Below are 19,479 nucleotides of genomic sequence, written 5' to 3'. Positions count from 1 at the left end.
GCGCTGCAGCTACTTGCAGCGAAGCGGAATTTGCAGGGTTTTTGGCCTCCAGCCCTTGCCAGTCAAGCGTTGTCAGCTATTAAAATGAATAGTCCGCGGCGCAAGGTGCCGTGCGCGCAGCACGCGCCCCTCGCCGGCTCAGTCCACCGGCGGCCCCAGCCGGCGGCGCACCGGGAACAGCTCCCAGCCAACATAGCGCGTCCACAGCCCCCACAGCCCGCGCTCGAAGAACAGCATGACCACCATGGTGGTCAGGCCCAGCGTGATCAGGTAGATGCTGCCCAGGTCCGCCAGCCATTCGCGCAGCAGGAAGTAGGCGATGGTGCCGATGATCGGGCCCTCCAGCGTGCCTATGCCGCCGATCACCACGATGAAGAACATGGTGGTGGTCCAGTCGATGGAAAACGCCGGGTCGGGCGCCACGCGCAGCTTGGTGATGAAGAGCAGCGCGCCCGTCATCGCGCAGACCCCTGCGGCCGCCACCCACACCGCCCACTTGATGCGACCCACGCGCACGCCCAGGCTGCGCGAGGCGCGCTCCGAGTCGCGCACCGCCATCAGCGCCAGGCCCCAGCGCGAGCGCAGCAGCAGGTAGACCGCGAGCGTCGCCCCCGCGCCCAATGCCAGCGCCCACCACAGCGTGAGGCCCATGCGCGTGGCCGCATTCATGCCCATCACCGTCCTGGCCACGCTGGTGCCCGAGCCGCCGCTGACAAAGGGCAGATTGGCCATGACGAGGCGAAACACCTCCGCCACCACCCAGGTGCCTATGGCGAAGTGCGCGCCGCTCAGGCGAAACACCAGCGGCGCCACCAGCGCGCCGGCCAGTGCGCCCACGACGCCGGCAATCGGAATGACCCAGAAGGCGCCCAGCCCCGCCTGCAGCCCGAAGACCACCAGCGCATAGGCGCCCAGGCCGATGAAGCCCTGCTGGCCCACCGACAGCAGACCGCCGTAGCCCGCCAGCAGGTTCCACATTTGCGCCAGCGCCAGCGTGGCCAGCACCTCGATGGCCAGCGCCAGCGTGGCGCGTTCGGCCCACCAGGGCATGCTGGCGATGGCGGCGATGGACAGCACGCCCAGGACGGCGGCCACGCGGGCAGGCAGCAGATCGCGCTTCATCATCATCGGTCCCGCGTGGCAGGGAACAGGCCCTGGGGCCGCGCCCACAGAATGCCCAGAAACGCCAGATGCCCGGCCAGCGTGCCCCAGCCCGGGTCAAGCCGCGAGCCTATGGCCTGGGCCACGCCCAGCACCACGCCGCCGGCCACCGTGCCCCAGAGCGAGCCCAGGCCGCCGATGATCACCGCCTCGAAGGCGTAGATCAGCCGCGCCGGCCCGTCCGAGGGGCTGACCGTGGTGCGCATCACCAGGAAGGCGCCGGCCAGCGCCACCATGGCGCTGCCGAACACCATGGCCAGCGCGTAGACGTGCTTGCGGTTGACGCCCATGAGCGAAGCGGTGTCCGCATCGTCCGAGGTGGCGCGAAACGAGCGGCCCATGGCGGTGCGGCGAAACAGCCACTGCAGCGCCGCGATGCACGCCAGGCCCACGAGCATCACGAGCAGCGGCAGCACGCCGACGTTCACCTGAGCGCCCAGACCCCAGGTGGCCGTGGCCAGCGGCCCCACGTCCACGCTGCGCACGTCGGCAGAGAACACCGCCTGCAGGCTCTCGCGGATCACGATGGACAGTCCGAAGGTCAGCAGCAGCGGGCGCAGCAGGTCGGCGCCCAGCGTGCGGTTGAACACCAGGCGCTGGGCCGCATAGCCGAGGGCGCTGAGCACGCAGACCACCAGCACCACGGTCAGCGCCATCGGCAGGTGCAGGTAGTTGGCGCCAACGATGGTGGCGTAGCTGGCCAGCACGATCATGTCGCCGTGGGCGATGTTGATCATGCGCATCACGCCGAAGCTGATCGACAGGCCGGCCGCAAACAGCGCGTACAGCCCGCCCAGCAAGACGCCCTGCAGCAGGGTGTTGAGCCATTCCGCGATCATGGCGCTGCCCCCGCCACAGCGCCGAAATAGGCCTGCGCGATTTGCTCGCGCGTGAGCTCGGCGGGCGCGCCCGCCAGCACCACGCGCCCTTCGCGCATGCACACCACATGCCGGGCCACGCCCAGAGCCTGGCTGATGTCCTGCTCGACCACGATGACCGAGACGCCCTGCGCGCACACCGTCGGCAGCGCGCGGTAGATGTCGCGCACCACCACCGGCGCCAGGCCCAGGGAGAGCTCGTCGCACAGCAGCAGGCGCGGATTGCTCATCAGCGCGCGCCCGAGCGCCACCATCTGCTGCTGCCCGCCCGAAAGCTCGGTGGCCGGGCGCTGGCGAAAGTCGCTCAGGATGGGAAACAGCGCATACACCGCCGCCAGGTCCCAGGGACCGGGGCGTCGCACATAGGCGCCCATCTGCAGGTTTTCCTGCACGCTCAGGCTGGGAAAGAGCCGGCGCCCCTCGGGCACGAGCGCAACGCCGGCCGCACACACCTGGTGCGCGGGCAGGCCGCCGATGGCGCGGCCAGCGAAGCGCACGCTGCCCGAGCGCAGCGCCAGCGCCCCCGCCAGGGTGCGCAGCAGCGTGGACTTGCCCGCGCCATTGGCGCCGATGATGGCCAGCACCTCGCCCTCGGGCAGGCTGAGGTCGATGCCGTGCAGCGCCTGGAAGTCCCCGTAGCCCGCGGTCAGGCCCTGCACCTGCAGCAGCGCGCTCATGCGGCGGCCTCCTCGGCAAGGTCTATGCCCATGTAGATCTCGCGCACCGCCGGCTCGTTCATCACGTCCTGGGGCGCGCCCTCGGTGACCTTGCGCCCGAAGTCCAGCGCCACCAGCCGAGCGACCACCGCCACCAGCGCATGCACGATGTGCTCTATCCAGATCAGCGTCACGCCGCTGGCATGGATGGCGCGGATGGTCTGCAGCAGCGCATGCACCTCCTGCTCGGTCAGCCCGCCCGCGATCTCGTCGAGCAGCAGCAGGCGCGGGCGGCTGGCCAGCGCGCGCGCCAGCTCCAGGCGCTTGCGGTCGAGCAGCGGCAGCGCACCGGCGAGGCGGTCCGCCTTGTCCAGCAGCCCGGTCTGCTCCAGCACCTGGCGCGCCTGGGCGCGCGCGGCCTTCTCGCCCGCGCCGGCGCCGAAGATCGCCCCCACGAGCACGTTCTCGAACACCGTCAGGCCGCCAAAGGGCTGGGGCACCTGGTAGGTGCGCGCGATGCCGGCGCGGCAGCGCTCCTGCGCGGGCAGCCCGGTGAGGTCGCGCCCGGCAAAGAGCACCTGGCCGCCATTGGGCGGGATGTCTCCAGCTATCAGATTCATGAGCGTGGTCTTGCCCGCGCCGTTGGGCCCGATCACGCCCAGCGCCTCGCCCTCGGCCACCTGCAGGTCGAGCCCATCGACCACGCGCAGCGCGCCAAAGCTGCGGCTGAGCGCGCGCAGCTCCAGCAGCGGCACGCCCGCCGCGGTGTCTGCCACAAGCCCCATGGCCTCAGGCAATCGGCTTGAGTTCGCCGCCCACCGGCACCATGCCGGCCTGGCTGTTTTCCACGATGACGAGATCGAAGCCGTCGCCCTTCTTGTGCCACTGGCCGCCCGCAAGCGGCGTCTTGCTGACCGAGGGCACCGGCCCCCTGGTGAAGTTGACGTGGCCGACGATGGTGTCCAGGTCGCTCGCGCGCAGCGCGTCGCGAATCGCCTCCGGCCCCTTGCCCCCGCTTTGCTTGAGCGCCGCCAGCGCCACCTCGAACAGCGAATGCTTGAAGCCCAGCGTCATGTTCCAGGGCTTGCCCGTGGCCTTGGTGTAGGCGGCGGCCAGCTCGGCCGCGCTCTGGCCGGTGAGCGAGCTCTTGAACGGGTGCTGGGGCGACCACCAGACCTCGACCGACAGCCCGTCGCTGCGCGGCCCGAAGGCCTGCACCGCGGCCGGGAACTCGGTCGCCTTGGCCACGGTGACGATCTTGGGCTTGAAGCCCTGCTGCGCGCACTGCGCCCAGAAGTTGCCGAAGTCCGGCGGCGGTACCACGCCGGTGACGATCTCCACGCCGGCCTTCTTGAACTCGGAGATGTAGCTGGTGAAGTTGTCGTTCGGGCTCTGGTAGCGGCCCGGGTCGACGAACTTGAGCTTCTTGGCGCCCGCGACGGCGGGGAAGCCCATCTTGGCGTCGCCCCAGGCGTTGCCGTCGGGGTCGTTGGGCCAGAGAGCGCCCACGGTGCGGTTGGTCGGCAGCTTGTCCCAGATGCCGGTGAACACGCCGATGATGTCCTCCAGCCCCCAGAAGAAGTGGTTGGTCCACTCGAAGCCCTTCTTGGGGTCGCCGCCGCGGCCGAAGAAGTGCGGCTGCCAGGGCGTGTCGTTGGTCACGCAGGGCACGCCGTTGAGCTCGCACTGGTCGGCCACCGGGTTGGTGGTCTCGGGCGTGCAGCCGGAGACGACGATGTCCACCTTGTCCTTCATGATCAGGTCGCCGGTGACGTCGGCCGCGCGCGCCGCGCTGGACTGCGAGTCCTTGTAGATGATCTCCACCGCGTAGTTCTTGCCGCCGCTCTGGATGCCGCCCGCCACCAGCTTGCGTATCGCCTCCAGCGTGAACGGATCGGGTTCGGCGAAGACCGACAGCGGCCCGGTCTGCGGCGCCACGTAGCCGATCTTGAAAATCTGGGCCGCATGCACCCAGGGTGCGGGCAGCAGGCCGGCGGCAGCGATGCCGCCCAGGGTGCCGAGCGCGCGGCGGCGTGAGGGATGGTTCATCTGTGTGTCTCCTTGTGGTGATGGTTCAGGGCGGCCGCGCGCCTGCGCCGCGGCCCGCCCGCAAGTTCAGCGGCCCAGCTCCCTTGCGCTGACGCCGCCTATGCCCCAATGCTCCTTGGGCACTTCCTGGATGAGCACGCGCACCGCGCTGGCCGGCACGCCCACGGCTTGCACCAGGGCCTGGGTGACTTTCTCTATCACTGCCTTCTTCTGCTCGGGCGTGCGCCCTTCGAGCATGTGGATCTGTACGAATGGCATGGCCGTGCTCCCGCCGGGGTTTCAGACGAAGCGCAGCGACACGCTGCCCATGCCCTGCATCCTGAGCGTGACGTGGTCGCCCGCCTGCACCGCGACGGCTTCGGTCGCGCCGCCCGAGAGGATGAGCGAGCCCGCGGGCAGGCTCTTGCCCCGGCGGCCCAGGTGGTTGACCAGCATGGCCACGGCGGCGGCGGGGTGGCCGAGCACCGCCGCGCCCGCGCCCAGGGCCACGGGCACGCCGTTCTTTTCCAGCACGATGCCGGTGGTGCGCAGGTCCACGCTGCGCGCATCGACCGCGCGCCCGCCGACGACGAAGCGCGCGGCCGAGGTGTTGTCGGCCACCACGCTCTTCAGGTCGAACTTGAAGTCGCGGTAGCGGCTGTCGATGACCTCGATGCCGGGCAACACCACGTCGCTGGCAGCCAGCACGCTGGCGATGCTGCAGCCCGGGCCGGTGAGCTCGGTGCGGGTGACGAAGCAGATCTCCGGCTCGACCTTGGGGTGGATCAGCTCGCTCACCTTCACCTCGCCGCCGTCGGGCACGGTGAATTCATCAGCGAGAAAACCGAACACCGGGTCGGTCACGCCCATCTGGCGCATCTTGGCGTGCGAGGTCAGGCCCGCCTTGTAGCCGGCGATGCGGGCGCCGCCCTTGAGCTTGGCCGCGAGGATGCGGTCCTGGATGGCGTAGGCGTCGTCCCAGTCCATCTCGGGGTGCTCGTCGGTGATCTTGGGCGTGTCGCGCGCCTCGCGCTGGCAGGCGTGCAGGTGCTTGGCAAGCTGGTCCAGGGTTTTGGAAGAAAGGGCCATGAGTTTGAGGTCCGTAGCAAGGAAAAATCAGGAAGCGCGAGCCAGCGCGGTGCTGGCCGCGGCGGCGGGTGAGCCGCGCTGGCGCGCACGCCGCTGCCGATCGGCAAGCGGCGCCAGCGCCTGTTTGGCCGCGTCGTAGGCCTGGCGCACCGCGCCGGGGATGAAGCTGCGCACCTCGTCGAAGCGCCCGGCCTGGGCCAGCGCCAGCGCCTGGCCGCGCACCGTGCGGTAGTGCGCCAGCGCATCGGCAAAGGCACGCGCCGCATCCGCGGCCTGCGCCTTGCGCCCGACGCGCCGCTGCCAGCGCTGCCATGCGGCGTCCAGACGCTGGTCGAGCTGGGCAATGCGCTGCAGCACCGGCGCAAGTTCTGCGGCCGAGGCCGAGTTCATCACCAGGATGTTGCAGGCGCGCATCTCCTCTATGCAATCGGTGAGCACATCCACCTCGCGCTGGCTGGCGAGCAGCGCGCTGGTGTCCTGCTTGAGTTCGCCGATCAGGCCTTGCACCACGCGCAGCTGGGCGTTGCTCTTGCCCACCCATTCGAGCGACTGGCCGGCGGCCGAGGCCAGCCGGCGCGCGCCATCGACCAGGCGCTCGCTCACCGCGTCCTGGGTCTGCGCGGCTTCGGCCATGCTGCTGGCGGCCTGCAGCGTGCGGCCCGAGCGCTCGCGGATGTCGGCCAGCGCGGCGCCGGTCTCGCGCGTGCGCTGCACGCTCTCGTGCACGCCCTCGAGCACGGTCCTCAGGTGCGCATCGGCGGCGCTCGCGCTGCTGGTGATGCCGGCGATCGTCTGCTGGATCTGCTGCGTGGCTTCGCCGGTGCGCACCGCCAGCTTGCGCACTTCGTCGGCCACCACCGCGAAGCCGCGGCCCTGCTCGCCCGCGCGCGCTGCCTCCACCGCCGCATTGAGCGAGAGCAGATTGGTCTGCATGGTGACGTTCTGGATCACCGCCAGCAGCCCCTTGATCTCCTGGGTGTGGCGCATCACCTCGCGAAAGCGCGCATCCAGCCCGTCGGCCGACTGCGCCAGCGCCTCGATGCCCGCGGCCGCATGGTGCAGCAGCGTGTCGCCCTGCTCGGCCAGGCCGTGCATGCTGCTCACCTCGTCGTGCGTGACGTCGGCCGACTGCACCACGGTCTGCACGCTGGCGGACAGCGCATCGACCTCCTGGTGCAGGCCGGCAAGCAGGCTCTGCTGCTCGCGCGAGGCGGCCACCACGCGGGTGAAGGAAGACATCATGCCGGCGTTCTCGGCAATCACCGCAAGCGCATGCCGGTCGGCGCGCGCGACCGCGCTCCGGGCCTGGCTGCCCCGGGGGTGGGTGCGCGCCAGGGCCGCCAGGCAAAGCAGCAACAGGGCCAGCAGCGCCCACGGCCGCAGCGCCAGCCAGGGCACCAGCGGCGACGCCAGCGCGGCGAGCACCAGCGCCAGCAGACCTGCGAGCAAGCGTTTTGCCAGCACGCCGCCCCCTCAGGCCACCTTCAGGCCGCGCTGGCGCGCGAGCGTGAGCGCGGTGTCCTCGATCATGTCTTCCTGCCCGCCGACGCAGCCCCGGCGCCCCATCTCGACGAGGATCTCGCGCGCGGGCACGCCGTACTTCTTCTCGGCGCGCTTGGCGAACAGCAGGAAGGAACCGTAGACACCCGCGTAGCCCAGCGTGAGCGCATCGCGGTCGATGCGGATGGGGAAGTCCATCATCGGCACGATCAGGTCTTCGGCCACGTCCTGGATCTTGAACACGTCCACGCCGGTTTGCACGCCCATCAGGTCGAGCACCGCGACCAGCACCTCCATCGGCGTGTTGCCCGCGCCCGCGCCCAGACCGGCACTGGCCGCATCCACCCGATTGGCGCCCATCTCGATCGCGGTGATGGAGTTGGCCACGCCCATGGCGAGGTTGTGGTGCGCGTGAAAGCCGAGTTCCGTCTCGGGCTTGAGCGCGCCCCGCACCGCGCCGAGCTTGGCGCGCACATCCTCGGGCAGCATGTGACCGGCCGAGTCGGTGACGTAGATGCAGTTGGCGCCGTAGCCTTCCATCAGCTTCGCCTGCTTGACCAGGCCCTCGGGGCTGTTCATGTGGCTCATCATCAGAAAGCCCACGGTGTCCATGCCGAGCTTGCGCGCCATGGTGATGTGCTGCTCGGAGACGTCCGCCTCGGTGCAATGGGTGGCCACGCGGATGGTGTGCACGCCGACCTCGTGCGCCAGCTTCAGGTGATCGACGGTGCCTATGCCGGGCAGCAGCAGGGCCGAAACCTTGGCCTGCTTCATCAGCGGGATCACCGCCTTGAGGTATTGCTCGTCGGTGTGCGCGGCAAAGCCGTAGTTGACCGAATCACCCCCCAGGCCGTCCCCATGGGTGACCTCGATCAGCGGCATGCCGGCCGCGTCCAGCGCGGTGGCGACCGCCTTCATCTGCTCGATGCTGATCTGGTGCTGCTTGGGGTGCATGCCGTCGCGCAGCGCCATCTCGTGCAGGGTGACTTTCTTGCCTTTGATGCTCATGTTCATGTCCTTTCTGTCTTGGCTCCTTCCCCCTTTGGGGGAAGGTCGGGATGGGGGCTTGGGCTCAACCAAGACAACTTGCCTGTGCGAGCGCCGTCAGCCCCCACCCCTGCCCTCCCCCAGCGGGGGAGGGAGAAAATTCGTCAGGCTGCGATGGCGGGCTCCAATTTGAGGCGCCCGGCCAGAATCTCTTCGGCGAACATCTCGGCGGTGCGCGCGGCGGCGGCCGTCATGATGTCCAGATTGCCCGAGTACTTGGGCAGGTAGTCGCCCAGGCCCTCGACCTCCAGGTACATGGAGACGCGCTTGCCGTCGAACACCGGGCCGTTGACCATGCGATAGCCGGGCACGTACTTCTGCACCTCGGCCATCATCTCTTCGATGCTCTTGCGGATGGCCGCCTCGTCCGGCTCGGTCTCGGTCAGGCAGTGCACGGTGTCGCGCATGATGAGCGGCGGCTCGGCCGGGTTGATGATGATGATGGCCTTGCCTTTCTTGGCGCCGCCCACGCGCTCGATCGCGCCCGCCGTCGTGCGGGTGAATTCGTCGATGTTCTTGCGCGTGCCCGGGCCGGCGGACTTGCTCGACACCGTGGCCACGATCTCGCCATAGGCCACTGGCTGGATGCGGCTGACCGCGGCCACCATCGGGATCGTCGCCTGGCCGCCGCAGGTGACCATGTTGACGTTCATCTCCTGCTTGCCCACGTGCGCCTTGAGGTTGACCGGCGGCACGCAGTAGGGCCCGATCGCGGCGGGCGTGAGGTCCACCATCATCGCGCCCTCGGCAATCACCTTGCGCGAATTTTCCGCGTGCACGTAGGCGCTGGTGGCGTCGAAGACGATCTGCACGCCGTCCGCCTTGATGTGCGGCACCAGGCCATCGACGCCCTGGTCGGTGGTCTTGATGCCCATCTCGCGGGCGCGCTTGAGACCGTCGGAGCTAGGGTCTATGCCCACCATCCACACGGGTTCCAGCACCGGGCTGCGCTGCAATTTCGCCAGCAGATCGGTGCCGATGTTGCCGGGGCCGATCAGGGCGCATTTCACTTTCTTGCTCATCACTTCACTCCTTTGTTCCTTGGCGGCTCAGACAAACCGCACCGAGCAGCCGCCGATGCCGCCTATGGTCACACGCAGGTTGTCGCCCGTCTTGACCGGCACCATCGCGCCCAGCGAGCCCGAGAGCACCACTTCGCCCGCCTCCAGCGCGGTGCCATGCGCGCCCAGGGTGTTCGCGAGCCAGGCCACCGCATTGGCCGGGTGACCGAGCGCGGCGGCGCCCGCGCCGGTGGCGACGATCTCGCCGTTCTTCTCCAGCACCATGCCGCAGGTGGTGAGGTCCACGTCGCGCACGTCCACCAGCCGGTCGCCGAGCACGAAGACGCCGCAGGAGGCGTTGTCGGCCACGGTGTCCTGGATCCTGATCTTCCAGTCCTCGATGCGCGAATCGACGATCTCGAAGCAGGCCATCACGCCCTCGGTGGCGGCCAGCACGTCGGCCACGGTCACGCCCGGGCCCTTGAGCGTCTTCCTGAGCACGAAGGCGATCTCGCCCTCGGCCTTGGGCTGGATCAGGCGGCTCATCGGGATGGCCTCGCCCTCGTTGTAGACCATGGCGTCGGTGAGCCAGCCGAAGTCGGGCTGGAACACGCCCAGCATGTCCATCACCGCCTGGCTGGTCACGCCGATCTTCTTGCCAATGACGCGCTCGCCCGCGGCCAGGCGCAGCTTCATCAGCTGCTGCTGGATGGCGTAGGCGTCGGCAAGGGTGATCTCGGGGTGGCGCTGGCTCAGCGGCGCCAGCACGGTGCAGTCGTTGAGCGCCTGGTGCAGCTCGCGGCCCAGTCGCTTGTGGATGGCAGGGGTCATGGTTCTCTCGTCTGTGCGGTTCGGTTCAACGGGGCAGCGGCAGGGGCTCGTCGGGCCCGGCCTCGGCCAGGAAGTCGCCCACCAACCGGGCGAAGCGCGCGGCGTGCTCGATCTGCGTCCAGTGCCCGCAGCGTCCGTAGACGTGCAGTTGCGCCCGGGCAAGCAAGGCGGTGAGGCGATAGGCATTTTCCAGCGGGATGACCTGGTCCTCGCGGCCATGCACGATCAGGGTTTCATGCGGGATGCGGCGGATGTCGGCCTCGCTGCTGGCCAGCGCCTGCACCCAGCGCTGGCGCGGCGCGGGGAACATGGCGGCAAACGATTCCTGAAACCCCGGGCGGATGCTGGCTTCGTAGCGCAGCTGCGCCAGCTCGTCGCTGACCAGCGTGCGGTCGAAGGCGAAGATGTCCAGCAGCGCGCGCATCGCGGCCACCGAGGGCTCGTAGCCCCAGACCGCGTCCAGCCCCGGCGTGATCGGGAAGGACACGCCCACGCTGCCCATGAGCACCAGGCGGCGTACGCGCTCGGGGTGGCGGATGGCCAGCGCCAGCGCCAGCGCCCCGCCGAAGGAATTGCCAACCAGGTCGGCGCGGGCGATCTGCAGCGCGTCCAGCAGCCCCACCGCCTGGCGCACCCAGGCATCCATGCCGTAGACGAAGCCGACCGGGCGCTCGCTGTAGCCAAAGCCCGCCATGTCCGGCGCGATGACGCGCGCACGCTCGGCCAGCGCCGGCATCACCGTGCGCCAGTTGGCCCAGGCCGAGACGCCCGGACCGGAGCCGTGGATCAGCAGCACCGGCGCGCCGCTGCCTCTGTCGTGGTAGTTGGTGCGCAGGCCCGCTGCATCGATGCTGTGGGCGATTTCCGGGTTGGCGGCGCAGGGCTCGGTCATTGCTTTCCTGTATTGCTCATTGTCTTGATAGCTTGCAGCGCTTGCCAGGCAAGCGTTTGAGCCACTTTTTTCTTACAACTTCACCATCACGTTGCGCAGCTCGGTGTAGAACTCCAGCGAGTGCACGCCGCCCTCGCGCCCTATGCCGGACTGCTTGGAGCCGCCAAACGGCGTGCGCAGGTCGCGCAGGAACCAGCTGTTGATCCAGGCCAGGCCTACCTCGATACCCTGGGCCATGCGGTTGGCGCGGCCTATGTCCTGGGTGAAGATGGCCGTGGCCAGGCCGTAGCGGTTGGCGTTGACCTTGGCCAGCACCTCGTCCTCGGTGTCGAACGGCGCGATGTGGCAGCAGGGGCCGAAGATTTCCTCGGTGACCACGCTGGCCGTCTCGCTCAATCCGGTCCAGATGGTGGGCTGCACCCAGCAGCCGTCCTTGAGCGCCTCGGGCATCTCGGGCACGCCGCCGCCGGTGACCACGGTCGCGCCTTCATCGACCGCCTTCTGGTAGTAGCCCAGCACCTTGGCCTGGTGCTCCTTGCTGATGAGCGGGCCGATTCTGGTGGCGGGATCAAACGGCAGCCCGGGCGTCATGGCCTCGGCCCTGGCCTTGAGCGCGGCGACGAACTTGTCGAACAGCGGACGCTGCACGTACACGCGCTCGGTGCCCAGGCAGACCTGGCCGCAGTTTTCGAAGGCGGAGCGCGTGACGGTATCCACCGCCACCTGGAAATCGCAGTCGTCGAACACCACGGCGGCGTTCTTGCCGCCCAGCTCCAGCGACACCGGGCGTATACCCTCGGCCGCGGCCTTCATGATGGCCGTGCCGGTGCGCGTCTCGCCGGTGAAGGTGATGCCGTTCACGTCGGGGTGGCGGGTGAGGAATTCACCGGCCGAATCCGGGCCGAAGCCGTGCACCACGTTGTACACGCCCGCGGGCATGCCGACCGCGTTCATCACCTCGCCCAGCAGCGTGGCCGTCGCCGGTGTTTCTTCCGATGGTTTGACGACCACGGTGTTGCCGCAGGCCAGCGCCGGGCCCACCTTCCACGTCATCAACAAGAGCGGCAGGTTCCACGGACAGACCACGGCGATCACGCCGCGCGGGGTGCGCACGCCGTAGGACAGCGCCGTCTTGCCGTCGTGCGTGCGCATGTTGAAGGACTCGGTCGACACGCTCTTGATGGTGTCGATGAAGATCTGGAAATTGGCCGCGCCGCGCGGAATGTCGACGTGCGAGGCGAGGTGGTTGGGCTTGCCGGTGTCGGCGATCTCGGCCTGCAGGAAGTCGTCGAAACGCTGGTTGATGCCGATGGCCAGCGCATCGAGCAGCTTGCAGCGCTCCACCACCGACATGCGGCCCCAGTCGCCCTTGAGCGCGGCCTTGGCGGCGGCGACGGCGGCATCCACTTCTGGCTGGCCCGCCTCCCAGACCTTGCCGATCAGGCCGTTGTCCACCGGGTTGCGGTTCTCGAAGGTCTTGCCGCTGGCGTTCCTCACGTATTCGCCATTGATGAAGTTCAGAAACTCTTTCATGTACTGCTCTCGTTGTGTTCAAACTGCTCTGAACCGGTCACTGATCCAGACCCAGCGCGGCCAGGCCCGCGCGGGCACATTCGGCGTCCTGCTCGGCCGAGCCGCCCGAGACGCCGATGCCGCCGATGAGCACGCCCGCCTCGCGGATCGGCAGGCCACCGCCGAACACCACGTTGCGCGGGCGCACCGGCATGCCCAGGCGCAGCGCCTCGTCGCCCTTGAGCACCTGGGCCCACTCGGCGGTGGCAAAGCCGAAACCGGCCGCGGTGTAGGCCTTGTCGATGGCGATGTCCACCGAATGCAGAAAGGCGCCGGGCATGCGCAGGAAGGCCGCGAGCACGCCCGAGGCATCGGTGACTGCGGCATTGATGCGTATGCCCAGCTCCCGCGCCCTGGCCACGGCTGCGACGACGGCGGCGTTGGCCGCCTCGGCGGTGATGGCGCGTTGTTCCACACTGTGACTCATGCACGATCTCCAGATGGCAAACCCGTCTCCACGGGGCGCGTTGGTTCACTCCCTTCCCTTTTGGGGGAGGGTTGGGGTGGGGGCCGGGGGCGCATCCAAGCTCCGGAGCTGGTCATGGCCCCCGCCCCCATCCCTGCCTTCCCCCAAAGGGGGAAGGAGAAAAAACCTCAGGTCACTACGCTCAGGAAAGCGTCGTTGAGCTTGCGGTCGTGGTAGAAGATGCCCGCACCCACTTCATCCCAGGTCCAGGTGATGGGCTTCATGTCCGGGTAGTGGTCGTAGCCGCCGCTGAAGGTCTCCAGACGATTGCCCGAGGGTTCGAAGAAATAAATCGTCGTGCCGTTGGTGATGCCGTGGCGCGTCGGTCCGATGTCGATGGACACGCGGTTCTTGCTCATGATGTCGGCCGCGCGCAGCACCTGCTCCCAGCTGCCGAGCTGGAAGGACACGTGGTGCAACTTGTCCTTCTCGCCGTGGCGCACGATGGCGATGTCGTGCGCCTTGGCGCTGCAGGTGAGCCACACGGCCAAGTCGGTCTTGCCGTCTTCCAGCTTGACGCGCTCCACCAGCGTGAAGCCCAGCACCTTGGTGAACAGATCCAGCGCACCTTCGAGGTCATCACCGTAGATCAGGCAGTGGTCCAGGCGGATGGGAATGATGCCCGGCTGGTCGATCACGTCCATGTCGGGGTTGGTCGTGCCACAGGCGCTGCCGACGTCAGCCTTGTCGGCGTACAGCTCGATGGTGTGCCCGGTCGGGATCTTGAAGCGCACACGCTCGCCGGTCTCCAGCAGGTCGCCGGCCGGCATGCGCTCGGTGGCCACCCCGTAGGCCTGCAATTTCTTCTCCAGGTCATCCAGCGTGGCCTTGTCCAGCACCTTGAAGCCGAAGAAGTCCATGCCCGCCTGGTCGGCCTGGCGCAGGATGACGCTGTTGTGGTCGCGCTCGGCGCGGGTCTTGAAATAGGCCCGGCCCTGCTTGTCGCGGCCCTGGTACTGCAGGCCCATGACGTCGGTGTACCACTTCACCGATTCTTCCAGGTCCAGCACGCGTATCTGTGCATGCCCTGGACGCAAAACACCGGTCAATGCCATAGCGATCTCCTTCTTGACTTTCAGGTTGGGTAAACGGGGGTGGTGCCGGTCGTGGGCGCTGGCCGGCAAACGTTTTTCTTCATCGCGCCGAGCACGCTCACGCTCAGGTCGCTGGTGGGTTTGATGCAGCACGAGAGCACGCGGCCCGCGGCCTCGTCTTCGGCGCTCACGTGCGCGCGGCTCATCACCCGCTGCGAGTAGCTGCCCGATTCGACCTGCACCTTGCACACGCCGCAGCCGCCGTTGCGACAACCCACGGGAATGCCCTTCTTGCCCAGGGCTTCCATGCCCTTGAGCACCGAGCGCTCGTCCGGGCAGCGGTAGCTCTCCCCGGTGTCGACGATGGTGACGGTGTGGTAGGCGGGCATTGCTTCAGACCCGGTGGAACAGCGGGCTGCGCACCTGCTGCGCGTCGGCCGCGGAGATGAACTTTTCGGTGTAGATGTCGCGCTCGAACAATCGCCCCTGCATCAAGGTGCTGATGCAGGCTTCGATCATCAGGGGCGGGCCGCACAGATAGGCCTTGTGGCCGCGAAAGTCGTTGCCAAAGTGCGCCTTGGCCGCGTCGTGCACGAAGCCGCGCGCGCCGCTCCAGTCGCTGCCTTCGGGCTCGTTGGAGAGCGCGGCGACGTAGGTGAAGTTGGGGTGCTCTGTCGCCAGGCGGGTGAACTCGTCGTGGTGATAAAGCTCCTCGCGCGAGCGCGCGCCGTTGATCAGCGTGATCGGCTTGTCGCAGCCACTTTCCAGCAGCTCCAGCACCATGGAGCAGGGGCTGGACAGGCCCGAGCCGCCGGCCAGGAACAGATAGCCCAGGCCCTCCTTGTCGTGCGCGCTGCGGCGCACGAAGAAGCGCCCGTAGGGGCCGGCCAGCTGCACGCGCTCGCCCGCCTTGAGCTGCTCGTGCACCCAGCCGGTGCCGCGCCCGCCCGGCACGTGGCGCACGTTGAGCTCGATCTCGTGCGCGCGCGCCGGGCTGCTGGCGATGGAGAAGGCGCGCGCGCCGTGCTCGCCCGGTATCTTCAGGTTGATGTACTGCCCGGCCTGGAATTCGATGGGCGCATCGAGCTTGATCCACACGCCCTTGATGGTGGGCGTGAGGTTCTCGATGCGCGTGACGGTGCCGCTGTAGTCCTGTACCAGCAGGTTGCGCGCGTCGGGTTCCTCGTCCACCTCGGCTTCGATGACCACGTCGGACTCGAGCATGGCGCAGCAGGCCAGGGCCTTGCCCTCTTCGCGCTCGTACTCCATGAGCGCGAAGCTGCTTGCTTCGCCATGGTCGATCTCGCCATCGAGGACCTGGATCTTGCAGGTGCCGCACAGGCCGTGGCAGCAGGCGTGGGGCAGGTAGATGCCGGCCCGCAGCGCCGCGTCCAGGATGGTCTGACCGTCCTCGACGTCCAGCGTCTGGCCCAGGGGTTCGATGGTCAGTTGGTAGCTCATACGACTCGGTTGACTTCTGTTTTCATAGCTTCCAGCGCTTGCCTGTCAAGCGCTGGAGCCATATTTCGCTCAAATTCCAATCAGAAGCAGCTGCCGCCCAGCCCGGTCAGGCCCGGGGTGCGAAAGCGGATCACGCTCTTGTGGCCGATGCCGTTGTCGGCCATGGTCTTGGCCATGTCGGGCGTGAAGGGCCGGCCCGAGCTGAACCACTCGGCCTGACTCCAGTCGACCTTGGCGAAGTCCGGGTGAGCGCCGTACATGTCGGGCAGCACGTTCTTCACGAAGTCGCCGAACACGGTGGCGGGCGGCATGGGCACGCAGTGCGGCGCGCAGAACATCTTGTGGTCTTCCCAGCCCACGTAGAGCAGCGGGGCGGGAAATTTCTCGGGGGCATCCTTCGCTTCAAACTCGTAGGCGCCCAGGGATACGACGGCCATGGTGTGTGTCTCCTTCAATCAGTTCGTGGTGGCCTGGGCGCGCCAGGTGTCGAAGTTCTTCTTGTCCTGCGAGTCGGCGTAGTCCAGGTTGTCGCGGCCGAACTCCATCTTGTAGTAGCGCAGCACTTCCATCAGCGGGTCGAAGTCGGGCTTGGTCGGATCGACGTCCTCGGGGAAGCAGTTGCCCTGGTAGATCTGGTGCACCGGCAGCCAGCTCTGCTTGAACTTTTCGGGTTCGTTGTCGAAGATGTGCTTGCAGCCGTCCGAGCAGAAGTGGTACTTCATGCCCTGGTAGTCGCTCTCGCGGTAGGCGATCTTGGTCGGGTCGTCGGGCTCGGTGAAGAACATCGGCACCTGGCAGACCTGGCACAGCATGGGCAGGGTCTTGTTGTAGAAGCGCCGACCCTCCTTCTGCTCGCTGGCGTAGTGCTCCCAGAGGGGCCGGTAGTACTTGTCGAAGCTGTCCGGGTACTTGGCCGAGAGCCACTTCATGTCCTCTTCGCTCGGCGCCCAGGTGTGGAAGGGGGCGGCGGCGCCGTAGTTGTAGAACACGTTCCACGCCATGTGCGAGAGGTGGTCCTTTTCCTTGCACGCCTGCTCCCAGCCCAGCGGCACCTTCACGCCGTAGCGCGCCAGGTCGCGGAACAGCGCGCCGCCGTTTTCCTCGGCATAGATCTCCCAGGCTTCCTTCCAGCTCATCACGCGCTTGGGCAGCATGTAGTCCATCATCATCGCCACCAGCGTCAGCACGCGGTAGCCGCGCCAGAACCACTTGTCGATCCACTTCTGCACGATGGGCAGGTTGTCCGGGTCTTGTTCGAGCACGAACTTGATGACTTCCAGGCCCAGCGTCATGTGGCGCGATTCATCGGACTGCGCCGAAAAGCCGAAGGCCATCGCGCCCATGTCGCCGTTGTAGGCCGCGCCCGAAATGAAGGGCACGAACAGCAGGTTGGTGAGCACGTACTCGAAGGCGAAGCTGATCGAGAGGATGTACTCGAACGGCCCGGAGGTGACGGCATCCTCGAAGAAGCTCTTCGGAACACTGAGATACCACACGCGGTGGTGCATGTGCTGCCAGTCCTGGAAGCCGTTGTAGTACTTGTTGTAGTTGCTCATCGCGTGGATCTGCGTCTGAGCGTGGCGGATCTCGTCGAGCGACTGCATCTGGCAGGCCACGCGCGGACCCGCGCCCTGGAACTGGCGCCCCAGCATCGCAAAGCCCTTGTGCGACATGTATTCCAGCGGCGAGACGCCCGTGAGGAACAATTTCAGCGTGTTGATGTAGCGCGCGTCGGTCACGCCCAGGTGGCCGTTGTTCTGCGCGAACGCATCGAGGATGGCGTAGAGCTTGCGCTCCTTCTCGCCCTGGTACTTCCAGTAGGCGTCCATCGTCATGCGGAAGGGGTCCTCGAACTTGTCCCAGTCGTGGATCTTGATGCCCTCGTATTCGAGGTAGGGGTAGATGTCCTTGAGCGACTGGTAGCTGGGCGTCCAGTTCAGGTCGCGCGTCATGCGGTTGTAGCGGTCTTTCAGGCCCAGCTTCTTGTTGACTTTCATGTCCATGATCGGTCTCCTTGGGGTGGATGTTTCTGGTGTCGCGGGCGGCTCAGTGCACCCAGCTCAGCACGAACTCGTCGTCGGATTCATCGATGTGGCCGGTCAGCGTGATCAGGTTCACGTGCAGCTCCTGCAGGTCGAAGTCGCGCCCGATCTCCTGCTCGATGGTGCTGCGGCGCACCACCAGGCGCCCGGGCACGTTGATCTTGACCATGGCCGGCTGCTCGTCGAGCAGGGCGCCGGGGTTGTCCGCCAGGATCGCATCGACGATCGGGCGGGTTTCCTCATTGCGCTGCAGCGCGATGAAGACGTTGGGTACTTGGGTCATCTCGTCTGTCTCCTTCTTCGTGAATGCGGGGACGGGCGTTTACACCGCCAGGCCGGCCTTGGCCATGCGGGCGTCGAGCTGGGCGCGCACGCGCGCGAGGGCCTCGCCGGCCTCCTCGCCCAGCGCCAGCTGGGCCACGGGCGCGAGCGCCTCCTGCGCACGCGCCACCCAGTGCGCGTACCACTTTTCGAGCAGCGCCTTGTTCTCCGCGCTTTCGGCGGCGGTGGCCTTGACCACGGCATCGACCCACTTGCTGGTCTCGGGGAACCACTCGGCCGGAAAGCGCGTGAGCATGGAGATCGTCGGGCCGGCACGCTCGTTGAGCTTGCGGTCCACCTCGCGGTAGGCCAGGCCGAAGAGCAGGCCGTCGAGCGCCATGTTCTGCGCCACGAAGTTCTCGAACCAGTCCTTGATGACGAAGCTGTCTTCGACGTATTTGCGCAGCGGCTGCCAGGCCGGGGCGTTGAGCCAGGCGTGCTTGCCCGCCTCCAGCTCGGCCTCGTTGCCCATGAGCAGGCCCAGGCGCGTGAGGTATTGGGCGATGCCGAGCTGGTCCATGCTCGCGTAAAGGCTGGCCTGCGTGATCGCGGTGCCGTAGCCGTAGGCGCTCTGGTAGCCGCCGTTCAGGTTGCCGCCCCACGCGACGTGGCGCAGCGGAATGTAGAAGTCCAGCGCCGCGCGGCGCGCGCCGTCGTCGTAGCTCTCGGCCAGGCCGCGGCTCTCGACGAAGTCGAAGTCGCTCTCGGCCGTCTCCTGCATGCGGGCCCGGGCCTGCGTGTAGCTGCCGTAGTAGTACTGGCGCGGATCCTTGAGCACGTACCAGTCCTTCATCTTGATCGCGGTGCGGCGCTCGTCGAACATCTCGCGCTCGGGATCCCAGGTGGGGCGGTAGTGGAAGTTGGTCGTGCCCTGCACGCCCATGGTCGCCTCGACGTAGCGCGACGCCGCCTTGTCGGCGCCGAGGTAGTCGGCGATGTGGTTGTAGGTCTGGCGCAGCGGCGTGATGCTGACGGTACGCAGGTCGATTTGCATGAAACAGGTCTCCTCGTTTTGCTATGAATGGGGAAGGCGATTCAGGACGGCTGGCGCAGGTGGTGCTCGCGCGCATCGCGCAGGTTCCAGTCCCAGTGCGCATCCAGGCTGTCGTGTTCGTGCTGGGGCAGGCGCCCGTGCGTGGGCTCCACGCCCTGCATCCGGCAGAAATCCTCGAACTCCGCGCGTGGCAGGATCAATTCGACGTACAGGTCGGGTTCGCCCGCGGCAAACTCGAACTCGACCAGACCATTGCGGTGCTCCTCCACGATGCGGATGAAGCGCAGCGACACGTCAAAGTGCTCGGGGGTGGGGGTTTGGGCTGCTTCGGTCATGCCCATGACCATGCAGCTAGCGTGCCAGTTATCGAGAAAATGACCGAAAGCCCGAAAATTCGCGGGTAAACCCCTAAGCCGCCGAGGCCCAAGTTGAGGAAGATCAAATTTCTGCCAAGCCGCTGGCAAAGGCCTTGCGTTTTGAATTGATCATTTGCATCATTGCTGCAC

Annotated in this window: 22 protein-coding genes; all 22 read right to left on the bottom strand. The window is 67.5% G+C overall.

The annotated features are described in order from the left end of the window. Positions 1 to 138: 138 nt before the first annotated feature. The gene (locus FOZ74_RS08355; RefSeq protein WP_146912635.1) at positions 139 to 1,128 is read right to left on the bottom strand and encodes a branched-chain amino acid ABC transporter permease; all 990 of its coding nucleotides are present in this window, start codon (positions 1,126 to 1,128) and stop codon (positions 139 to 141) included. Beyond that, complete coding sequence (locus FOZ74_RS08350) at positions 1,125 to 2,000, bottom strand: branched-chain amino acid ABC transporter permease (protein ID WP_146912634.1); 876 nt, start codon at positions 1,998 to 2,000, stop codon at positions 1,125 to 1,127. The genes FOZ74_RS08355 and FOZ74_RS08350 overlap by 4 nt, the downstream gene beginning before the upstream one ends. Beyond that, positions 1,997 to 2,716, bottom strand: coding sequence for an ABC transporter ATP-binding protein (locus FOZ74_RS08345; protein WP_146912633.1), 720 nt, complete (start codon positions 2,714 to 2,716; stop codon positions 1,997 to 1,999). Before FOZ74_RS08345 ends, FOZ74_RS08350 begins: the two co-directional genes overlap by 4 nt. Continuing rightward, a complete protein-coding gene (locus tag FOZ74_RS08340; RefSeq protein WP_146912632.1) occupies positions 2,713 to 3,480 on the bottom strand; it encodes an ABC transporter ATP-binding protein in 768 nt (255 codons plus the stop codon). The genes FOZ74_RS08345 and FOZ74_RS08340 overlap by 4 nt, the downstream gene beginning before the upstream one ends. Positions 3,481 to 3,484: 4 nt before the next feature. Further along, positions 3,485 to 4,744, bottom strand: a complete 1,260-nt coding sequence (locus FOZ74_RS08335; RefSeq protein WP_146912631.1) for an ABC transporter substrate-binding protein — start codon at positions 4,742 to 4,744, stop codon at positions 3,485 to 3,487. A gap of 66 nt (positions 4,745 to 4,810) precedes the next feature. Further along, positions 4,811 to 5,002: a 4-oxalocrotonate tautomerase gene (locus FOZ74_RS08330; protein WP_146912630.1), complete on the bottom strand. Its 192-nt coding sequence runs from the start codon at positions 5,000 to 5,002 to the stop codon at positions 4,811 to 4,813. Positions 5,003 to 5,023: 21 nt separating this feature from the next. Then, positions 5,024 to 5,812 (bottom strand): 2-oxo-3-hexenedioate decarboxylase, encoded by a 789-nt coding sequence (dmpH, locus tag FOZ74_RS08325; RefSeq protein ID WP_146912629.1) that lies wholly within the window; start codon positions 5,810 to 5,812, stop codon positions 5,024 to 5,026. Positions 5,813 to 5,839: 27 nt separating this feature from the next. After that, entirely contained in the window at positions 5,840 to 7,276 is a 1,437-nt protein-coding gene (locus tag FOZ74_RS08320) for a methyl-accepting chemotaxis protein (RefSeq protein WP_146912628.1), read from the bottom strand. Between the two features lie 9 nt (positions 7,277 to 7,285). Then, on the bottom strand, positions 7,286 to 8,320 hold the full coding sequence (gene dmpG / locus FOZ74_RS08315) for a 4-hydroxy-2-oxovalerate aldolase (protein WP_146912627.1): 1,035 nt from the start codon (positions 8,318 to 8,320) through the stop codon (positions 7,286 to 7,288). 143 nt (positions 8,321 to 8,463) lie between these two features. Beyond that, a complete protein-coding gene (locus tag FOZ74_RS08310; RefSeq protein ID WP_146912626.1) occupies positions 8,464 to 9,381 on the bottom strand; it encodes an acetaldehyde dehydrogenase (acetylating) in 918 nt (305 codons plus the stop codon). 27 nt (positions 9,382 to 9,408) lie between these two features. Beyond that, positions 9,409 to 10,191 (bottom strand): 2-oxopent-4-enoate hydratase, encoded by a 783-nt coding sequence (dmpE, locus tag FOZ74_RS08305; protein ID WP_146912625.1) that lies wholly within the window; start codon positions 10,189 to 10,191, stop codon positions 9,409 to 9,411. A 25-nt stretch (positions 10,192 to 10,216) separates the two neighbouring features. Beyond that, positions 10,217 to 11,083 (bottom strand): alpha/beta fold hydrolase, encoded by an 867-nt coding sequence (locus FOZ74_RS08300; RefSeq protein WP_146912624.1) that lies wholly within the window; start codon positions 11,081 to 11,083, stop codon positions 10,217 to 10,219. A 72-nt stretch (positions 11,084 to 11,155) separates the two neighbouring features. After that, entirely contained in the window at positions 11,156 to 12,616 is a 1,461-nt protein-coding gene (locus tag FOZ74_RS08295) for a 2-hydroxymuconic semialdehyde dehydrogenase (RefSeq protein ID WP_146912623.1), read from the bottom strand. Between the two features lie 37 nt (positions 12,617 to 12,653). Beyond that, the gene (locus FOZ74_RS08290) at positions 12,654 to 13,082 is read right to left on the bottom strand and encodes a GlcG/HbpS family heme-binding protein (RefSeq protein WP_146912622.1); all 429 of its coding nucleotides are present in this window, start codon (positions 13,080 to 13,082) and stop codon (positions 12,654 to 12,656) included. Positions 13,083 to 13,249: 167 nt separating this feature from the next. After that, entirely contained in the window at positions 13,250 to 14,176 is a 927-nt protein-coding gene (locus FOZ74_RS08285) for a catechol 2,3-dioxygenase (RefSeq protein WP_146912621.1), read from the bottom strand. Between the two features lie 20 nt (positions 14,177 to 14,196). Further along, positions 14,197 to 14,544 (bottom strand): 2Fe-2S iron-sulfur cluster binding domain-containing protein, encoded by a 348-nt coding sequence (locus FOZ74_RS08280; RefSeq protein ID WP_146912620.1) that lies wholly within the window; start codon positions 14,542 to 14,544, stop codon positions 14,197 to 14,199. 4 nt (positions 14,545 to 14,548) lie between these two features. After that, the gene (locus tag FOZ74_RS08275; protein ID WP_146912619.1) at positions 14,549 to 15,616 is read right to left on the bottom strand and encodes an NADH:ubiquinone reductase (Na(+)-transporting) subunit F; all 1,068 of its coding nucleotides are present in this window, start codon (positions 15,614 to 15,616) and stop codon (positions 14,549 to 14,551) included. Between the two features lie 80 nt (positions 15,617 to 15,696). Beyond that, a complete protein-coding gene (locus FOZ74_RS08270; RefSeq protein ID WP_146912618.1) occupies positions 15,697 to 16,053 on the bottom strand; it encodes a phenol hydroxylase subunit P4 in 357 nt (118 codons plus the stop codon). Between the two features lie 18 nt (positions 16,054 to 16,071). Then, a complete protein-coding gene (locus tag FOZ74_RS08265) occupies positions 16,072 to 17,619 on the bottom strand; it encodes an aromatic/alkene/methane monooxygenase hydroxylase/oxygenase subunit alpha (RefSeq protein ID WP_146912617.1) in 1,548 nt (515 codons plus the stop codon). Positions 17,620 to 17,662: 43 nt separating this feature from the next. Further along, a complete protein-coding gene (locus tag FOZ74_RS08260; RefSeq protein ID WP_146912616.1) occupies positions 17,663 to 17,941 on the bottom strand; it encodes an MmoB/DmpM family protein in 279 nt (92 codons plus the stop codon). A 39-nt stretch (positions 17,942 to 17,980) separates the two neighbouring features. Continuing rightward, positions 17,981 to 18,973, bottom strand: a complete 993-nt coding sequence (locus tag FOZ74_RS08255; protein WP_146912615.1) for an aromatic/alkene monooxygenase hydroxylase subunit beta — start codon at positions 18,971 to 18,973, stop codon at positions 17,981 to 17,983. 41 nt (positions 18,974 to 19,014) lie between these two features. Beyond that, positions 19,015 to 19,308 (bottom strand): phenol hydroxylase subunit, encoded by a 294-nt coding sequence (locus FOZ74_RS08250; protein WP_222434162.1) that lies wholly within the window; start codon positions 19,306 to 19,308, stop codon positions 19,015 to 19,017. Positions 19,309 to 19,479: the final 171 nt, after the last annotated feature.

It is taken from the genome of Comamonas flocculans (genome assembly GCF_007954405.1).
GTDB lineage: Bacteria > Pseudomonadota > Gammaproteobacteria > Burkholderiales > Burkholderiaceae_C > Comamonas_C > Comamonas_C flocculans.
Note: the sequence above shows the minus strand (reverse complement) of the source record. Positions and strands in the feature narration are given on the sequence as shown.

Bases quoted from the DNA above. Each gene is read 5' to 3' on its own strand.
- FOZ74_RS08335 (WP_146912631.1), bottom strand. From the start codon at position 4,744: ATGAACCATCCCTCACGCCGCCGCGCGCTCGGCACCCTGGGCGGCATC.
- FOZ74_RS08330 (WP_146912630.1), bottom strand. From the start codon at position 5,002: ATGCCATTCGTACAGATCCACATGCTCGAAGGGCGCACGCCCGAGCAG.
- FOZ74_RS08260 (WP_146912616.1), bottom strand. From the start codon at position 17,941: ATGACCCAAGTACCCAACGTCTTCATCGCGCTGCAGCGCAATGAGGAA.
- dmpH (WP_146912629.1), bottom strand. From the start codon at position 5,812: ATGGCCCTTTCTTCCAAAACCCTGGACCAGCTTGCCAAGCACCTGCAC.
- FOZ74_RS08340 (WP_146912632.1), bottom strand. From the start codon at position 3,480: ATGGGGCTTGTGGCAGACACCGCGGCGGGCGTGCCGCTGCTGGAGCTG.
- dmpE (WP_146912625.1), bottom strand. From the start codon at position 10,191: ATGACCCCTGCCATCCACAAGCGACTGGGCCGCGAGCTGCACCAGGCG.
- FOZ74_RS08355 (WP_146912635.1), bottom strand. From the start codon at position 1,128: ATGATGATGAAGCGCGATCTGCTGCCTGCCCGCGTGGCCGCCGTCCTG.
- FOZ74_RS08285 (WP_146912621.1), bottom strand. From the start codon at position 14,176: ATGGCATTGACCGGTGTTTTGCGTCCAGGGCATGCACAGATACGCGTG.
- FOZ74_RS08300 (WP_146912624.1), bottom strand. From the start codon at position 11,083: ATGACCGAGCCCTGCGCCGCCAACCCGGAAATCGCCCACAGCATCGAT.
- FOZ74_RS08280 (WP_146912620.1), bottom strand. From the start codon at position 14,544: ATGCCCGCCTACCACACCGTCACCATCGTCGACACCGGGGAGAGCTAC.
- FOZ74_RS08350 (WP_146912634.1), bottom strand. From the start codon at position 2,000: ATGATCGCGGAATGGCTCAACACCCTGCTGCAGGGCGTCTTGCTGGGC.
- FOZ74_RS08265 (WP_146912617.1), bottom strand. From the start codon at position 17,619: ATGGACATGAAAGTCAACAAGAAGCTGGGCCTGAAAGACCGCTACAAC.
- FOZ74_RS08295 (WP_146912623.1), bottom strand. From the start codon at position 12,616: ATGAAAGAGTTTCTGAACTTCATCAATGGCGAATACGTGAGGAACGCC.
- FOZ74_RS08310 (WP_146912626.1), bottom strand. From the start codon at position 9,381: ATGAGCAAGAAAGTGAAATGCGCCCTGATCGGCCCCGGCAACATCGGC.
- FOZ74_RS08275 (WP_146912619.1), bottom strand. From the start codon at position 15,616: ATGAGCTACCAACTGACCATCGAACCCCTGGGCCAGACGCTGGACGTC.
- FOZ74_RS08345 (WP_146912633.1), bottom strand. From the start codon at position 2,716: ATGAGCGCGCTGCTGCAGGTGCAGGGCCTGACCGCGGGCTACGGGGAC.
- FOZ74_RS08270 (WP_146912618.1), bottom strand. From the start codon at position 16,053: ATGGCCGTCGTATCCCTGGGCGCCTACGAGTTTGAAGCGAAGGATGCC.
- FOZ74_RS08255 (WP_146912615.1), bottom strand. From the start codon at position 18,973: ATGCAAATCGACCTGCGTACCGTCAGCATCACGCCGCTGCGCCAGACC.
- dmpG (WP_146912627.1), bottom strand. From the start codon at position 8,320: ATGAGCATCAAAGGCAAGAAAGTCACCCTGCACGAGATGGCGCTGCGC.
- FOZ74_RS08290 (WP_146912622.1), bottom strand. From the start codon at position 13,082: ATGAGTCACAGTGTGGAACAACGCGCCATCACCGCCGAGGCGGCCAAC.
- FOZ74_RS08250 (WP_222434162.1), bottom strand. From the start codon at position 19,308: ATGACCGAAGCAGCCCAAACCCCCACCCCCGAGCACTTTGACGTGTCG.